8 protein-coding genes are annotated in these 17,838 nt (G+C 38.4%); 7 read left to right on the forward strand and 1 reads right to left on the reverse strand.

Annotation, left to right across the window (positions count from 1 at the left end; translation table 11 throughout):
- Positions 1 to 138 precede the first annotated feature (138 nt).
- Positions 139 to 1,395, reverse strand: a complete 1,257-nt coding sequence (gene tyrS / locus EAF07_RS03945) for a tyrosine--tRNA ligase (RefSeq protein WP_121834993.1) — start codon at positions 1,393 to 1,395, stop codon at positions 139 to 141.
- 377 nt (positions 1,396 to 1,772) lie between these two features.
- Between tyrS and EAF07_RS03950 the strand changes: the two genes are divergently transcribed.
- The 7 genes from EAF07_RS03950 to rpoB all read left to right on the forward strand — a co-directional run bounded on the left by EAF07_RS03950 (position 1,773) and on the right by rpoB (position 17,664).
- Complete coding sequence (locus EAF07_RS03950) at positions 1,773 to 3,878, forward strand: transglutaminase-like domain-containing protein (protein WP_121834994.1); 2,106 nt, start codon at positions 1,773 to 1,775, stop codon at positions 3,876 to 3,878.
- Positions 3,879 to 3,911: 33 nt separating this feature from the next.
- Positions 3,912 to 6,803, forward strand: a complete 2,892-nt coding sequence (locus tag EAF07_RS03955) for an EndoS/ChiA family endoglycosidase (RefSeq protein WP_121834995.1) — start codon at positions 3,912 to 3,914, stop codon at positions 6,801 to 6,803.
- Positions 6,804 to 6,859: 56 nt separating this feature from the next.
- Entirely contained in the window at positions 6,860 to 7,279 is a 420-nt protein-coding gene (locus tag EAF07_RS03960) for a YSIRK-type signal peptide-containing protein (RefSeq protein WP_121834996.1), read from the forward strand.
- A gap of 28 nt (positions 7,280 to 7,307) precedes the next feature.
- On the forward strand, positions 7,308 to 8,771 hold the full coding sequence (locus EAF07_RS03965) for a transglutaminase domain-containing protein (RefSeq protein ID WP_142925588.1): 1,464 nt from the start codon (positions 7,308 to 7,310) through the stop codon (positions 8,769 to 8,771).
- Positions 8,772 to 9,005: 234 nt separating this feature from the next.
- A complete protein-coding gene (locus EAF07_RS03970; protein WP_121834998.1) occupies positions 9,006 to 11,087 on the forward strand; it encodes a hypothetical protein in 2,082 nt (693 codons plus the stop codon).
- Between the two features lie 215 nt (positions 11,088 to 11,302).
- Complete coding sequence (gene pbp1b / locus EAF07_RS03975; protein ID WP_425452085.1) at positions 11,303 to 13,792, forward strand: penicillin-binding protein PBP1B; 2,490 nt, start codon at positions 11,303 to 11,305, stop codon at positions 13,790 to 13,792.
- A gap of 278 nt (positions 13,793 to 14,070) precedes the next feature.
- The gene (rpoB, locus tag EAF07_RS03980; protein ID WP_121835000.1) at positions 14,071 to 17,664 is read left to right on the forward strand and encodes a DNA-directed RNA polymerase subunit beta; all 3,594 of its coding nucleotides are present in this window, start codon (positions 14,071 to 14,073) and stop codon (positions 17,662 to 17,664) included.
- Positions 17,665 to 17,838 lie beyond the last annotated feature (174 nt).

Raw genomic sequence — 17,838 nt, forward strand, 5'->3', positions numbered from 1 at the left:
GAGTTGTAGATAAGTTATAACTAGTTATTCAAGAGTCTTATTTAGAATAATTTAAAAAGATAATTTATTGAGATTAGCTTTTGATGTTGTTAATAAACAAAAAATCGTTCACAGAAAACATGAACGATTTTTTCAATCTTAGTAAGTCAATACAGAGTATTTTTTCTTACCGCGACGAATAACAGTGAGTTCGCCATCGATTTTATCTGTATCTGAAAGTGTGTAGTCTAAGTCTTGAACACGGTCGCCGTTGATGTAGATGGCACCGTTTTGCACATCTTCACGGGCTTGGCGTTTAGATGGAGACACGCCTGCAGTTACCAAAATATCCACGAGGTTAAGGTTATCATCAGTTTGAACGGCGTAGGTTGGGACACCATTAAGAGCTGCTTTCAAATCTTTAGCGGAAAGGGCACGGATGTTTCCAGCAAAGAGTTGCTCTGTGATATTGAGGGCTTGGTTATAAGCTTCTTCTCCATGGACAAGCGTGACAACTTCGCGAGCAAGAATTTTTTGAGCTAAGCGTTCGTGGCGTGCTGCATCAAATTGTTTTTCAATGTCAGCAATTTCATCTAGTGAGAGGAAAGTGAAAATTTTCAAGAAACGAACGGCGTCATCATCCATCACGTTGAGCCAGAATTGGTACATTTCGTAAGGTGATGTTTTCTCAGCATCAAGCCAAACGGCGTTTCCTTCTGATTTACCGAATTTTTTACCAGTTGAGTCAGTGATAAGTGGAACCGTCATAACGTGACCGGTTTTATCAGCTTTACGGCGAAGCAATTCAGTACCAGCAGTCATGTTGCCCCATTGATCTGAACCACCGATTTGAAGGGTAACATTGTGCTTGTCATTGAGTTCGTAAAAGTCATAGCCTTGCATAATTTGGTATGCAAACTCAGTGTATGAAATCCCTGTCTCGATACGTTTTTTAACAGAGTCTTTACTCATCATGTAGTTGACGGTGAAGTATTTACCGACATCACGTAGGAAGTCAATAAAGCTCACTGAGCAGAACCAGTCGTAGTTATTCACCATTTCAGCTTTGTTGTCGCCATTTTCAAAGTCGAGGAAACGTGATAGTTGACCTTGGATTTTAGTCACCCAACCATCAACGGTGTCCTTTGTTTGAAGGCTACGCTCTGCATCTTTAAATGATGGGTCACCGATGAGACCAGTAGCACCACCAACAAGGGCATAAGGTTTGTGCCCTGCTAATTGTAAGCGACGTGATGTCAAGATTGCTACCAAGTGACCAAGGTGAAGACTGTCTGCTGTTGGGTCGTAGCCAGTATAATAGGATACTTGCCCTTCTGTTAATGCTTTGACGAGGGCTTCTTCGTCTGTCGTTTGAAAGACGAGGCCACGTGCTTTGAGTTCTTCGAAAATATTCATTGGCTTTCTCCTTTTATTAAGATACAAAGATTTAGACTTAAAAGTCTACTACACCCTTGCTCATTTTATAAAACTTAGATTATTATATCAAAAAATAAGGAAAATAAGCAAGTTGGGTAAAAGAATCTTGAAATAATTTAGCATAATTTGATAGTGGTTTCTCTATTTTTTGAGTGAGTTGTTCAAAAAGGAAAAGTGAACTTAAAAGGATATTGGCTAACCTTAAGAATAGTAGTGTTTTATTAAGTTTGGCTTATCTATTCTTAATGTAATCTTATGAAATAAAGGCTGTATTTTGTGCTAGAATTAAACGTGCAGAAGAAGTGTTTTTGTCTAAATAACGAAATTCTAAATCATAAAGAAAAGAATAGGTGGAAATGAAAATAAATCAAGAAATCACATTAAAACGACTTGCTCTTAAGCTAACCGTCGGGGTTATCGGGGTAGTCCTTACCGTTGGAACACCTGATGTTAGTGCGGAGAACCACGCTAGAGCCGTAAGCCAGTCGAGAGTAACTTATCAAGCGCCTAGTATCCTATCACGTGTCATGGATAAAAGGGATGCCAAGCATAAGTTTAAAATGTCAGAGTTATCTCTTAAAGAATCATTGAAGAAAGCGTTTTCAGAGTCTGGAAATAAGTCAATTAGTGTTCATACCTTCGCTGGTGAACGAAGCAAAGCAGAAGTGGGGACTACAGCTGACATTTTGACTCAACTGAAGAAAGAGCTTGGTGACAATGTAGAATCTGATTATACGTTATTGCTAGTAAATGATACATTTTTGAACCATAATACCATAGCGTATGTTGTTAAGAAATCAGGTCGCATTGTCAATACCATGTCTGAATATCAGGCCTTAGTTCGAGAAATGTTAACCACTAATCAAATGGAGCAAGAAGTCTATGCTTCTATTGGTTTCAAGAGAAGTTTCTCAGATATTCTACTACACGCGAATGGCCTAGCACTTGTTCCGCAAGAGCGTCGCTACAATATTATCAATGATGTTGAAATGCACGGGGCGAATTATCGCTTGTCTATTTCTGCTGAAGAGTTAAGTCAGATTCCTCAGGATAAAACTCTGTTAAAAATGGAATCATATATTCAGAATGACACAAAAATTTGGGAGTTGATTCAAAAGTCAGGTGTCTTAGATAAGAAAACGGACGAGGAAAAAGTCAAGGCATGGTCTGATTTTGTGCAACGAAATTTCCCCTACGATACTGCCGCTTTGGCAGCAAGAAAAAACAACTATAATGTTGCCTCTAGTATTTTTTCGGTAACCGAACGTGCAAAAGCCATGTGTGTCGGCTACAGTACCCTATCGGCTCGTGCATTCAATATGATGGGAATTCGTTCTTATGTGGTGTATGGCTTTACTCCTAGTGGAGGCGGGCATGCGGTGACTCGTAGCTATTATGATGGGGCTTGGCATTTTGTGGGTACGACGGCTGCTGAAAATGCAAGCATTGTTTCGTATGTCATTGATACTTACGTTGGGACTGATGGTTCTGCGACCAATAATCAAATGGTCGTTAATAAAGCCTTTGAAAAATGGGCTGAGAAGCAGCGACCGCGTGATTTATTGCTAGTCAATACGGAAATTGGGAAATCGTCGAATCAACGTGATGACGAGTTTATTTCGGTAAATGAATACAAAGAACTTCAAGAACGACAACAATTTATCCGTGAACGCTATCAATATATTGTTGAAAAAGTGAAAAAAGATTATCCAGATAATCCATATTTATTGGAAAATGTAGAAAGTTTTCTTAAAGCTGTTGAAAAAGATCAAGAAGAAACAACAACGAGCGACCTACTAATTGGAAGCCTAGCAGATAACTATACAGAGCATCTAACGGACTTAGAAAAACAAGCAGGTGCAATTGAATATCAATTAAAATTTGAACCATTCAAAGAGGGTAAATCATTTAAAGATATTACGTATGTGAAAGCATCACAGGATGAGGTTCTGAAGGAAGAATCAAATACAGTACAACAATTAAATGAGACTTTGAACAATATAGAACTTGATGAAAAGTCGGAGCATTTAAGAACAAAATATTCTGAGTTGTATCGACAATATGAAACAACAGAAAATACAACAGAGAAAGAGACGATTGCTAAACAATTGTTGGATTTGGGGCGACAGATTGAGACAGAACAAGTAAAAACAATGTCGCAAGATTCAACTAGTCGTGATTACCAAGCGGTAGAAACGGGAGAATCAAATCAAGATGTTCGTGAAGAAGTACCTGTTCAAGAACAAGGTGAGGCGTTCTCGCAAGAAGAAGCCACACTTGAAACCGCATCACTCCAGAATACAGCTGATGCCCTGACAGATATTAATCAAGAGGCGACGACCAATTTTATGAATGACTACGTTGCTCCAGTATTTGACTATGCTGTACCTGTTGTTGAAACAGACAAGCATTTGCGACGGAGATTTGGAGCTCAATCAGTTCAATTTGGCAATAAACAATAGTTAAGAAACGACAAAAAAAGGAGAAGTAACCTAATGAATAACCGTTTATCAAATAAAAGAAATGTCACAAGCGTTTGTGCCTTGGCACTAGCCACAATGTTCTTGTTTTCTAACCATCAACCAGTGATTGTAAGAGCGCAAAGCAATACTGCTACCCATCAAGGGGTAGTAGATAAGTCAAAAGCGGGTCAGATAGTGGAGGATATTCGCTCTGGGAGAAGAGGCCCCCTCTATGCAGGGTATTATCGAACATGGCATGATGAAAAGGCGACAAAGAATAAAGAAGCAGCAGGAAGTAATCCATCCGAAATTGATAAGCCATTGGGGGGACTCAATCGTATGTCAGATGCTCCGAAAGAAGTAGATATTCTTTTTGTATTTGATAGTTTCGTCCATGAGAAAAGTCCTTTTTGGACAACATTGAGAAATGATTATGTTCCTAAATTACATAAAAAAGGAACAGCGGTTGTACAGACAATTGGCATTAAATTTCTAACTGGTGAAGCAGGCCTCTCAGTTGATAGTAAGACTTATCCTGATACTGATGAAGGAAACCAAAAACTTGCCAAAGCTATTGTAGATACCTATGTTAAGGAACGTGGGGTAGATGGCTTGGACATTGATATTGAAGCTCCAGATTATGATGTGGAACAGAAACCTAAAGAGGCCAAACGTGCACTAGCAGTGTTTAAAGAAATTGCTAAATTGATTGGTAAAGATGGGGCTGATAAATCAAAATTATTGATTATTGACACAACCCTTGCGCCGGATAAGAACCCTTTGTTTACAGAAACGGCTAAGTCTATTGATTTCCTTTTACGTCAATATTATGGGAATCAAGATGGAAGTGATGGTTTCAAAAAAATCAATGAAGAATGGTTGCAGTTCAAAGAGCATATTAAGTCGGAACAGTTTATGCCTGGATTCTCATTCTTTGAAGAAAATACCCCGGATAAGAGCCTATGGTTTGATGTTGATCAAGAGGATAGTAATGAAGAAACACGTGCTGAGAAATACGCTAAATGGCAACCTCAAACGGGTGGTCTAAAGGGAGGGATTTTCTCTTATGCTATTGATCGTGATGGTGTTATACATCCAAGTAGGAGACTATATTCCCCTCATCATAAATCAAATGAAAAAGTAAAAACAGAGTATAAATTCTCGCAAAAATTGAAAAAAATGATGACTGATGATGAGCGAAACAAAACGATTTCTGAGAAGGATATCCATGATGAAATACTGCGCAAAGAGATCATGAAGCAAGTAGGAAGAGGTCAAGGTAACTTTGACTTGTTTGATGGAACATTGGTTATCAATAATCCTGAAATTACTTCTCTTAAAGGTTTAGAGAATTTTAAGAATGTTAAGAAGATTGTTATTGATGGTTTGAAAAATATAAAAGAATTGTCTACTAACCATTTTCCAGAAAGTTTAAAGTATGAAAATGGTCAAACGGATTCTGTTATTGAAATTAAAAATATGCCTACTTTGGAAACAATTGATTTGTCTAATTTGAAGATTCAAACATTAGATGGTATTGACTTCAAAAGTATGCCTTTGTTGAAAACGGTTGATATTTCTCAAAATGCTATTGATTTTTCACTTAACAGTAAAGATTATACTACTCTTACGTCTCTCTTAGATAATCGTAAGCAAGTGACTTTTGATAAGCAACGTCCAAAAGGGTATGTTCCAAACCGTTTTGGAAACTCCAAGGTACAATGGGATAAATCTGGGAATGCTATCAATTTGATTGATGCCTTTTTAACTGGTGGTCAGACCGTTAGTGGAAGGACTCTTTTTGATGAGAGAAGTTTTAATGAGATGGTAGAAGAGAAAATTCACGGCCAAACATTCATTGATCCGAACTATAAATTCGATGAATTTAAAGTAAACTATAGTGACTATACTGTTGATATTGTTGATCATCGTTTAGTAAGATCAAAAGAGAAGACTTTGGTGCCCTCTCAAGATTCGGTTTATAAGATTACTTTTAAAGATCCGGCGGATAAAGAAGTGTTGTTTGCAGACGGTGCAAATCAAGCTGTGCTGACAGTTGGTAGTGGTGCAGATACCTTAGATGATTTAGCAGTAGGGGCTAAAGAATTATATAGAACAGGAGTTTCGGATAGTAGATTACTTTTTGATGGAAAATATGAATCAGGAGAGATTTACAAAGAATATCAAGATAGATTTGTTGTATTTGAATTATTAAATCCTGGTGTAGCTCAGTACTGGAATCTTTATAGAAGTGGATATGGAATAGGGGGGTCAAATGGTGATGTAATTCAAGCTAGTTTGAAAATTTTGAAGAATGAAGAGGCGTATTATGAATTACTATCAAATTCTAATATTGCATTAGAGTATTTGAAGAATGAGGATAATTGGCAAGAAATATCAAGTTTTTCTAATGATGTGAGTGGTACTACGCTTTCCTTGCCTATAACTGTGCAACAGGCTCGTATCTTTAAGGTGCATTTTCAAAAATCTTCTGATGGTTATGGGGTTGCGAGTGTCGAACTACAAATTGTAGGGAAAAAACTAGCTAATAATGAGACAATTGTTACTCCAGTGGCCCCTTTAAGTGAGTTAAAAGCAAAACAAGCAGAGTTATCTAAGAAACAAGAGAGCATAGAAGGGACTTCTGAATTTCATGCAATTGCTCAGCAGTTGCATGAAATTAATCGTCAAATAGAGGAATTAGAGGGGAATAGGTCTTCGAGTTGGGAATCTTCAGATGAAGATACGGGTCAGAAAGTAGAGAAAGAATTAGAGCTGAACGTAATTCCTCCTGAAACGGTAGCTCTACAAACGGAAAATTCTTCAGAAACCAATTACATTGATTCAGCATACGAAACTGTTCAAGAGCTTGTCTCTAAAGCATGGAAAGACATCAGTGAGTGGGCTCTTCAATATATTCAATAAAGTAATAAAAGACAAAAAAGTGTTAGGACACTTTTGCAAAGAAAGAAAAATATGCAATGACTTATAAGCAAACAAATATTAAGAAATACGCTCTTAGAAAATTAGCTATCGGAGTAGCCTCATGTGCGATTGGCTGTGCAGTTGTTAATATAGGGTCTCTAAAAGTTTATGCGAATACAAGTGCAGTAGCAACAACAGGTAGCGCTTATGATATTTCGGACATCATTGCAAGAATACCTAAATCCAAAAAAATTGCGGAACGTCAATTTAAGAAAGTCAATTTATCGGAAATTACTAGCATACAAGAAGCTATTAAAAAGGAGAATCCTGAAAACGGAACAGTCCATATCAGTAAGATGCTTGATTCAACTTTTATGGAAATGGATGTTCCTATTAACAAATTAAAGGAAACGTTACAGCAAGAGCGATTTAAAGAATATTCTATTGTAATGCTTGATAGTCAAAAATCATCTTAATTTAGCCGGTAGTAAGATTCTTTATTTGATGAAAACTGATGGTAGGATTGTTAATTCTGAGGAAGAGTACAATCAATTAGTGTCAGAATTATTACAGGCGAATACTGTTGAGAATCGTGAAATTTACGCACCATTTGAGTTTGAAAACTCCTACATTGACTTACTCCTAGATGGTAATGGATTAGGTTTGGCAGGTTATCGTAATTCCGTAACCATTAATGGTATCAATATGTATACTGGTAAACTGAGATTAGCTACTTCTGGTGAATCAATTAATAGAACAGAGTTCAGTCAATTAAATCGAACCATTGAAGACTATGCTAATAATGATAAAAAGATTTTGGAGTTAATTTATAAGTCAGGTGCTTTGAATAAGGAAACAGAAGCGGAACGTGTTCAAGCATGGTCTGACTTTATCAGAAAAGAATTTTCTTATGACATTGATGCACTAAGGGACGGAGGAGAAGATTATAATAAAGCTTCTAGTATTTTTTCGGCAGTAGAGCGTAAAATGGCGATGTGTGTTGGTTTTAGTACCCTGTCTGCTAGGGCATATAATATGATGGGGCTTAGAGCTTATGTCGTTCATGGCAAAAGGCAGAATGGTTCACCACATGCTATAACACGTGTCTATTTCGGTAATAAGTGGCATTTTTTGGATACGACAGCTTCGATTGATGGCAACCGTTACGCGTACCTTTTAGATACTTATAAAGAGGCCGATACAAGCGCATTGGCAGGTGAGATGGTTATCCATCGAGACTTTGAAAAGTGGCTAGAAAAACAACGGCCACGTGATATTCTTTTGGTGAATAATGATGTAGCAAAAATTTCTCCAACATCATCAGTTGATTCTTTTGCTGAAAGAACTGAGCTACAAAAAATGTACGACAGAGTTGTATTTGATATTGCCCGCTATAACTATTTAATTACAAAGTTAGAGGAAAAGGCATCACAACCAACAAGTATTATCAGTCAATCCAAAGATGCTGTGCGTGAGTTAGAAATGTATCGCGATGATATTGATGTTTCAGATAAAGTAGTAAAAAGTTACCTGGAATTACTTGACTGGAAAATAAAAGTTTTAGAAAATTTTGCTGGCCAAGTTGAAATTGGATTTGAAATTCCAAAATTTTTAGAACAACGGACAGCAAATAAAGAAGAAACTATTCTTGAAAAGCATATCTCATCAAATGACTCAGATGAAGATAGTCTACATTCTGAAGATGAGCGGATGTCTCCTCAAGAGGATGTTCAAATAAAAAAAGTAGAGAGTACAGTTGAGGAAGTAAAAGAACTTATAGTACCAGAAAGTAATGGTATTGAGGAAAGTAGGCATAATGAAGAAAATTCAGAACTTGTAGAAAATGTGCCGGTTTTGCATGAATCAATTCCAACTAATGATAATTATAGTGACGTAACTTTAGGAACTGTTCAAAATATTATTTTTTCACTTTGGAACGATGTAAGTAGTCTGTTTTCAAGTAACTAAATTATATAGCACCACCTCTACCTCCAAAATAATCATAAAATCCTTAGTAAGTATTATCTACTTATTGAGGATTTTTGGGTTATTGAAGTCTATCTGAATGTGACAAGTAAGGAGTAGATTCAGATTTTGTGAGTCATGGAAATATTTTTAAGATAACATTAATGTCATCTTAAGAGTGTCTTTATGATGGTGTGATAGAATATTACCAAAAAGAATAGAAAGCAGTATTGATTTATGAATGGTAAGGTAAAACAAACAACTAATCGAAAAATAGATTCACAAAAAGTAAAACTTGGGCTCGCTTTAGGTGTTATCGGAGCAAGCTTGGCGCTCCAAAGTTATTATGCTAAAGCAGAAGATATCTTATCTCAAAATTTAACTCAAAATAGTTCATTTTCAAGGTTTCTTGCTGAAATGAACAGGAATCAAAAGAGCTCAAATACATTTAGTAAAGATGGTTTAGGTGTTGATACTGCCTTTGGTAAAATTAAAGATGAGCTTTCAGTTACCAAGCGAACAGCTATTAATGTGCGTGAATTAGGTGGGAATGAAGGGCTTCTTACTCAAGTTGATGTTCAGGAGTTGTTACCTAAATTAAGACATCGAATTCCTAATTTTGATTCAGACTATACTCTCGTGACTGTTAATGGGAAATATCTTTATGATGATGTTACGCTTTACATTGTTAAAAAGTCAGGTCACATCGTTAATTCTATGCAGGATTATAGTAAGGTGCTGCACGACTTAATGAAGAACAGTGGAAAAGAAATGGATGTCTATGCTCCTTTTAATTTAGATGAGAGTCATTTGAATTTATTGCTACAAGCTAATGGTTTTGGTCTAGTAGGAGATCAACATACTATAGCGGTTAATCATTTAAATATGTATCATGGGAAAGTAAAGGTAGCACCAGTATCCGAATATTTCACTCGTGTTAAGTATAAAAATTCTAATAGAACTCTAGAAGATTACTTAGAAAATGATAATAAGATTCTAGAGCTGGTAAGAGCTTCAGGGGCAATGGAACAAGCAACAGAACGTGAAAAAATTACTCAGTGGTCAAACTTTCTAAAAAGTAAGTTTCGCTATGATAGAAGCTTACTAGATATCGGGGGGACAGACAATTATAATATCGGTTCAGATATTTATTCGATTACAGAACGTGATACAGCCATGTGCGTGGGATTTAGTGTTCTATCAGCGCGAGCTTTGAACATGATGGGAATGCGCTCTTACGTTGTTTATGGTAAAACAAAGGATGGTATCGAACATGCTATCACTAGGGTGTTCTTTGATAATAACTGGCATTTTGTAGATACTACAACACCTCTTAATCATTTGGTGCAACTAACGATTGATACTTTCTCTGAGATGGATAAAAACGAAGGTGGCTATACTCCTAACGGAACGATGCGTGTTGACAAGTCTTTTGAAAAATGGGTGGAGAACCAAAATCCTAGACATCTTTTGCTGTTGAACACTGAAAAAGCGCTTTTCACAAATAAACGTTTAGAATATTATATTTCGGATGGTGAAAAGCAACAGTTGTTAAGTTTGCAACAACTATTGAAAGATCGTTATGACTATATTGTATCAACATTAGAGAAATCTCCTCAGAAAAATGAAAACTTGTTAAAAAACATCAAAGGGTTTGTTGATAACATTGAACAGGATATTGAACAAGTTAAGAGCTATGACAAGATGATTGGTAGTGTCGCAGATAAGTATCGAATGACGATTGACCGATTTAATAGCACTGCTGGATCTATTGAAAGAGAACTTGCCATACAAAATTTCAGTAAAAGTTCAGAAATTGAAAAAGATATAAAAGCTATCAGTAAAAAAGCAACAGAAATAGCCGCTATGACTGAAGATAAGTATACAGAGGCGGAAAAAAATGCTTACAGTGACCACGAGGTAGAACAAGAAGAGAAGGTTGTGAAGACTGAAGAGAGTAAAAAACGCTCTAGGCGTTCGTTGCCAAGTGAATCAGAAGAATCAATCAGTCATAAGGAGAAGCAAGAGTCTGATCAGGATGCCCTTTCTCAAGAACTAGAGACGCTAGTTTCTCAAGAAGTTACAACAGAGGAAAAAGTTGTAGTAGAAGAGAAACAAAAGCTAGAAGAGAGCACTCCAATATCAGAAAAAGTTGATCAAGGAAATATCGTGTCAGATACTTCTGAACAGCAAGAATCATCGCAATCAACGGATAGTAGTGGTACAATGTCGTTTGATAATGGTCTTACAACAACACTGGATGTTATTAAAGAGATTGTTTCTACCGTTTGGGAGAGTCTGAGCTGGATTTTGGAATAGCCAATTTATAAAGGCTTCTTAAATGATTTAACAGAGAAATGACAGATAGAATTTAGTACTGGCTGGGTTCTATTTGTCGTTTTTTATTGGGCAGAATTTGAAGGTTCGTAAACGTCTAAACAGACAAACCCATTAAAGGAGGAGATGACGATTTGGAGAATGTATAAGCCTCGTTGCAAACTGTTAATTTTTATCTTTTTTTGATATAATGAATAATGAGGTATTTTATGAACGATTGGAAAAAGAAGTTTGCTGATTTTTGGCAAGGCTTGAAAAATAAAAACGGCTCCAAAAATTCATCGCGATCATCAAAAAGTGCTGAACGCTATAATTGGAAAGATTATGGCTTGGTTTTTTTGAGAACTTTAAAGCTCTTGGTTGATTTCGCTTATTTGATTCTTGCCTTGATAAGCTTGCTAGGCGCGGGTATTGGTGCTGGTTATCTTGCTAGTCAAGTCGATACCGTGGATGTTCCAGAAACTAAAGAATTGACCGCTAAGGTTAGTGATTTGAGCAAGATTTCTCAGTTGACCTATGCCGATGGAAAACTGATTTCAAAGATTGATACGGATTTGCTACGAACACCTGTTGAAAGCTCTGCTATTTCTGATAATATCAAAAATGCTATTGTCGCAACTGAGGATGAAAATTTTAAGTCCCATAAAGGTGTGGTTCCTAAAGCGATTTTTCGTGCAACCTTGGGCTCTGTCCTAGGTATTGGAGAGTCTAGTGGTGGTTCAACGCTGACACAGCAATTGATTAAACAACAGATTTTAGGTGATGATCCGACCTTTAAGCGTAAGGCGACAGAAATTCTCTATGCCTTAGAGCTTGAGCGGAATATGGATAAGGACACTATTCTCACCAACTATCTGAACGTTTCACCGTTTGGTCGAAATCATAAGGGGCAAAATATTGCAGGGATTGAAGAAGCAGCGCAGGGGATATTTGGAGTCTCTGCGAAAGATTTGACCATTCCGCAAGCGGCTTTCTTGGCTGGTTTGCCACAGAGCCCGATTGTCTATTCACCGTATTTGCCGACAGGTGCCTTTAAGACGGATGAAGACATGACGTTAGGACTGACACGTCAAAAAAATGTGCTTTATAACATGTATCGCGCAGGCATGTTGACCAAAGAAGATTATGAGAGCTATCTTGCCTATGATTTAAAACAAGATTTCAGACAACCAGAAGCAAGGACAACTGACAGTCATGATTATCTCTACTACGCTGTTTTAGAGGAAGCTCAGGAAATCATGTATCAATATCTTATCAAACGTGATAAGGTATCTGAACAAGAGTTGAAAAATGATGCAACCAAGGAGACTTATCGTGAATTAGCCTACCAAGAATTATCGCAAGGAGGCTATACGGTTAAAAGCACCATCAAGCCTAATATTTACAAGGCTATGCAGGATGCAGTTGCTAATTATGGTCATCTACTTGATGATGGTACTGGTGAGGTTCAAGTGGGGAATGTCTTGCTTGATAATAGCACCGGAGCTATCTTAGGTTTTGTTGGTGGTCGTAATTATAATACTAACCAAAATAATCACGCTCTAAATTCTCTACGCTCCCCAGGTTCGAGTATCAAACCTATTCTTCCCTATGCTATCGCAATTGACCGAGGTTTAATGGGAAGCGCAAGTATTGTCTCTAACTACCCGACGACTTATTCTAGTGGTCAACGGATTTATCACGTTGGTGATGCAGGGACGAAGATGATTACGCTTCAGGAAGCTTTAAATATTTCTTGGAATATTCCCGCTTTTTGGACTTATAAAATGTTGCGAGATAAAGGTGTGGACGTTGAATCCTATATGACAAAAATGGGATATGATATCCAGGAATACGGTATTGAAAGTCTTCCTTTAGGTGGAGGTGTTGAAGTATCGGTCTTGCAACAAGCTAATGCTTATCAGACCTTGGCAAATGGTGGAGCTTATTTAAAACATTATATTGTTGAATCTGTGACGGCAAGCGATGGAACAGTAATTTTCAAACATGAAAAAAAACCTGTTCAAGTGTTTTCTAAAGCAACGGCAAGCATCATGATGCATCTACTTAGAGGACCGTTGACATCAGGTTATACCACACGTTATTTAAGTGCTTTAAGAGGCGTTAATGGAAATCTTGCCAATGCCGATTGGGCAGGTAAAACTGGAACCACTGATGACTACACAGATTCTTGGCTCGTTGTTACAACGCCAGGAGCTTCGCTGGGTTCGTGGATTGGTCACGATGATAATACACCGCTAGCTGCTGGTACTGGTGTTACCAATATGGCATCCTACCTAGCACAACTAACCAATGCCATTCATGCAGCGGATTCGTCTGTATTTGCGACTAATAAGCGCTTTGAATTGGATTCTAGTGTGATTGGCTCAACCGTTCTAGCTTCAACAGGGCTAAGACCAGGTACTGTGTTGGTAAATGGGAAAAGTATCACTGTTGGTGGTGCAACAACGACAAGTTATTGGGCTAAAAATGGTGCGCCAAGCATGACTTACCGCTTTGCGATCGGTGGAACAGATGCAGACTATACCAACGCATGGGGGGCTTTCATGCCAAACGATTCCAATAAAAATAAACAAGAGTCTCGAACAGACGAAAAAGATAAAGATAGAGACAAAAAGGAAGACACTAAAACGGACGATAAAGAAAGCTCCGAATCGAGTGATGCGGAAAGTGATTCGTCAGAATAAAATAGTTGCTTCTAACAAGAAAATATGATAAAATATCATAAATTATTTGTCGTCTGTTTTCTTGAAATATTGTCCAGGAAGACTTACAGCAGTTAAATCCAGCTTTTATAGTCAGATTTAGCTGCTCTTTTTGTGCTTAATTTTGACGAATTTAAATCTTGTCACAAAGATTTAAAAGTTCTGAAAATTGCAAGAAGGACAAGGAAGTCTGTTAGCTCAGACGTGTAAAAGCTGTGACCTAAGGTCACGTGTCAGATAATAAAAAGGAGAACAATCACTTGGCAGGACATAATGTTCAGTACGGTAAACATCGTACTCGTCGTAGTTTTTCAAGAATCAAAGAAGTTCTTGATTTACCAAATTTGATTGAAATTCAAACCGACTCATTCCAAGAATTCTTGGACAATAGTTTGCGTGAAGTTTTTGAAGACGTACTTCCAGTATCAAACTTCACTGATACAATGGAACTTGAATTTGTTGGCTACGAATTAAAAGAACCTAAATATACTTTAGAAGAAGCGCGTGCACACGATGCTCACTATTCAGTGCCTCTCTTTGTCACTTTCCGTTTGGTTAACAAAGAAACTGGTGAGATTAAAACGCAAGAAGTTTTCTTTGGTGACCTTCCTTACATGACTGAAATGGGTACGTTTGTTATCAATGGTGCAGAGCGTATCATCGTATCTCAGTTAGTGCGTTCACCAGGTGTTTATTTCAACGATAAGGTTGATAAAAATGGTAAAGTTGGCTATGGCTCAACAGTCATTCCTAACCGTGGCGCTTGGCTTGAATTGGAAACCGATTCAAAAGATTTAGCTCACACACGTATTGACCGTACGCGTAAAATTCCATTTACAACACTTGTTCGTGCGCTTGGTTTCTCAGGTGATGATGAGATTTTAGATATCTTTGGTGATGGCGACTTGGTGCGTAACACGATTGAAAAAGATATCCATAAAAATCCAGCAGATTCACGTACAGATGAAGCCCTCAAAGAAATTTATGAGCGTCTTCGTCCAGGTGAGCCAAAAACTGCAGATAGCTCACGTAGCCTTTTGACAGCACGTTTCTTTGATCCAAAACGCTATGATTTGGCAGCTGTTGGTCGCTATAAAATCAATAAGAAACTTAATGTTAAGACACGCTTGTTGAACCAAACTATTGCTGAAAACTTGATTGATGCTGAAACAGGCGAAATTCTTGTTGAAGCTGGTACAGTGATGACGCGTGACGTGATTGATTCAATTGCAGAGCACCTTGATGGTGATCTTAACAAGTTCGTTTACACACCAAATGATTTTGCGGTAGTAACAGAGCCTGTTATTCTTCAAAAATTCAAGGTCGTAGCTCCAACTGATCCAGACCGTACAGTAACTATCGTTGGTAATGCTAATCCAGATGACAAGGTTCGTGCCTTGACAACTGCGGATATCTTGGCTGAAATGTCATACTTCCTTAACCTTGCTGAAGGTATTGGTAAAGTGGACGATATCGACCACCTTGGAAACCGTCGTATCCGTGCGGTTGGTGAACTTCTTGCTAACCAATTCCGTATTGGTCTTGCTCGTATGGAACGTAACGTTCGTGAGCGCATGTCAGTTCAAGACAACGAAGTGTTGACACCACAACAAATCATTAATATCCGCCCTGTTACAGCTGCCATCAAAGAATTCTTTGGTTCATCACAGTTGTCACAGTTCATGGACCAACACAATCCACTTTCTGAGTTGTCACACAAGCGCCGTTTGTCAGCCTTAGGACCTGGTGGTTTGACACGTGACCGTGCAGGATATGAAGTCCGAGACGTTCACTACACCCACTATGGTCGTATGTGTCCAATCGAGACACCTGAGGGACCAAACATTGGTTTGATCAATAACTTGTCAACCTATGGTCACCTTAACAAATATGGTTTCATCCAAACACCATATCGTAAAGTTGACCGTGCAACTGGTCAAGTAACTAACGAAATTGTTTGGTTGACTGCCGATGAAGAAGATGAATTTACAGTAGCGCAAGCTAATTCAAAACTTAATGAAGATGGTACTTTCGCTGAAGAAATCGTTATGGGACGTCACCAAGGTAATAACCAAGAATTCCCAGCAAGTATCGTTGACTATGTAGACGTATCACCTAAACAGGTAGTTGCCGTTGCGACAGCATGTATTCCATTCTTGGAAAACGATGACTCTAACCGTGCCCTCATGGGGGCGAACATGCAACGTCAGGCTGTGCCGTTGATTGATCCTAAAGCACCTTACGTTGGTACAGGTATGGAATATCAAGCAGCGCACGATTCGGGTGCTGCAGTTATTGCCCAACACGATGGTAAAGTTGTTTATTCAGATGCTGATAAGGTTGAAGTTCGTCGTGAGGATGGTTCACTTGATGTTTATACCATTCAAAAATTCCGCCGTTCAAACTCAGGTACTGCTTATAACCAACGTACGCTTGTAAAAGTTGGTGATATTGTTGAAAAAGGAGACTTTATCGCTGACGGACCTTCTATGGAAAACGGTGAGATGGCGCTTGGACAAAACCCAATCGTTGCCTACATGACTTGGGAAGGTTACAACTTCGAGGATGCGGTTATCATGTCTGAACGACTTGTGAAAGAAGATGTTTACACATCTGTTCACTTGGAAGAATACGAATCAGAAACGCGCGATACGAAGTTAGGCCCTGAAGAAATCACTCGTGAAATTCCAAACGTTGGTGAAGAAGCCCTCAAAGATCTTGATGAGATGGGTATTATCCGTATCGGTGCGGAAGTTAAAGAGGGTGACATTCTTGTTGGTAAGGTAACACCTAAAGGTGAAAAAGACCTTTCAGCAGAGGAACGCCTCCTTCACGCTATCTTTGGTGATAAATCACGTGAAGTTCGTGACACTTCTCTTCGTGTACCACACGGTGGTGACGGGGTTGTTAGCGACGTTAAAATCTTTACGCGTGCTAATGGTGACGAGCTTCCTTCAGGTGTGAATATCCTTGTTCGTGTCTTCATTGCTCAAAAACGTAAAATCAAGGTCGGAGATAAGATGGCCGGTCGTCACGGAAACAAGGGTGTCGTTTCACGTATTGTTCCAGTTGAAGACATGCCATATCTTCCAGATGGAACGCCTGTTGATATCATGTTGAACCCACTCGGGGTGCCATCACGTATGAATATCGGTCAGGTTATGGAACTTCACCTTGGTATGGCGGCTCGTAATTTGGGTATCCACATTGCAACTCCTGTCTTTGACGGTGCAAGTTCAGAAGACCTCTGGTCAACTGTTCGTGAAGCTGGTATGGATTCAGATGCCAAGACAGTTCTTTACGATGGTCGTACAGGTGAACCATTTGACAACCGTGTTTCTGTCGGTGTCATGTACATGATCAAACTTCACCACATGGTTGATGATAAACTTCACGCACGTTCAGTTGGTCCTTACTCACTCGTTACGCAACAGCCACTTGGAGGTAAAGCTCAGTTTGGTGGACAACGTTTCGGTGAGATGGAGGTTTGGGCCCTTGAAGCTTACGGTGCGTCAAATGTTCTTCAAGAAATCTTGACTTACAAGTCAGATGACGTTAATGGACGTTTGAAAGCCTATGAAGCTATCACAAAAGGTAAACCAATTCCAAAACCAGGTGTGCCAGAATCATTCCGAGTTCTTGTCAAAGAATTGCAATCTCTTGGACTTGATATGCGAGTTCTTGATGATGAAAACAATGAAGTTGAACTTCGTGACCTTGATGAAGGTGAAGATGATGACGTGATGCACGTTGATGATCTTGAAAAACTTCGTCAAAAACAAGCAGAAGAAGAAGCTCGCCTAGCAGCAGAAGTTGCAGCTGAAAATGGTGAAACACCAAGTGAAGGTGAATAAAACAGTCCAGTGGACTGTTTTATCCGACACTTGGAACTTGAAAAGTGTTGTCAGTCAGTTTGGATGAGTTACTCAGCACTTTGACTGGTATTTGAAAACACAACATTAAATTTAACGAGAGGAAGAGCTTAATGAGAATAGTCCTTCTCATTAGCTCCTAATACCTCTGAATGC

This window comes from Streptococcus hillyeri, from assembly GCF_003686955.1.
In the GTDB taxonomy this organism is placed as follows: domain Bacteria; phylum Bacillota; class Bacilli; order Lactobacillales; family Streptococcaceae; genus Streptococcus; species Streptococcus hillyeri.

Bases quoted from the DNA above. Each gene is read 5' to 3' on its own strand.
- tyrS (WP_121834993.1), bottom strand. From the start codon at position 1,395: ATGAATATTTTCGAAGAACTCAAAGCACGTGGCCTCGTCTTTCAAACG.
- EAF07_RS03950 (WP_121834994.1), top strand. From the start codon at position 1,773: ATGAAAATAAATCAAGAAATCACATTAAAACGACTTGCTCTTAAGCTA.
- EAF07_RS03955 (WP_121834995.1), top strand. From the start codon at position 3,912: ATGAATAACCGTTTATCAAATAAAAGAAATGTCACAAGCGTTTGTGCC.
- EAF07_RS03960 (WP_121834996.1), top strand. From the start codon at position 6,860: ATGACTTATAAGCAAACAAATATTAAGAAATACGCTCTTAGAAAATTA.
- EAF07_RS03965 (WP_142925588.1), top strand. From the start codon at position 7,308: ATGAAAACTGATGGTAGGATTGTTAATTCTGAGGAAGAGTACAATCAA.
- EAF07_RS03970 (WP_121834998.1), top strand. From the start codon at position 9,006: ATGAATGGTAAGGTAAAACAAACAACTAATCGAAAAATAGATTCACAA.
- pbp1b (WP_425452085.1), top strand. From the start codon at position 11,303: ATGAGGTATTTTATGAACGATTGGAAAAAGAAGTTTGCTGATTTTTGG.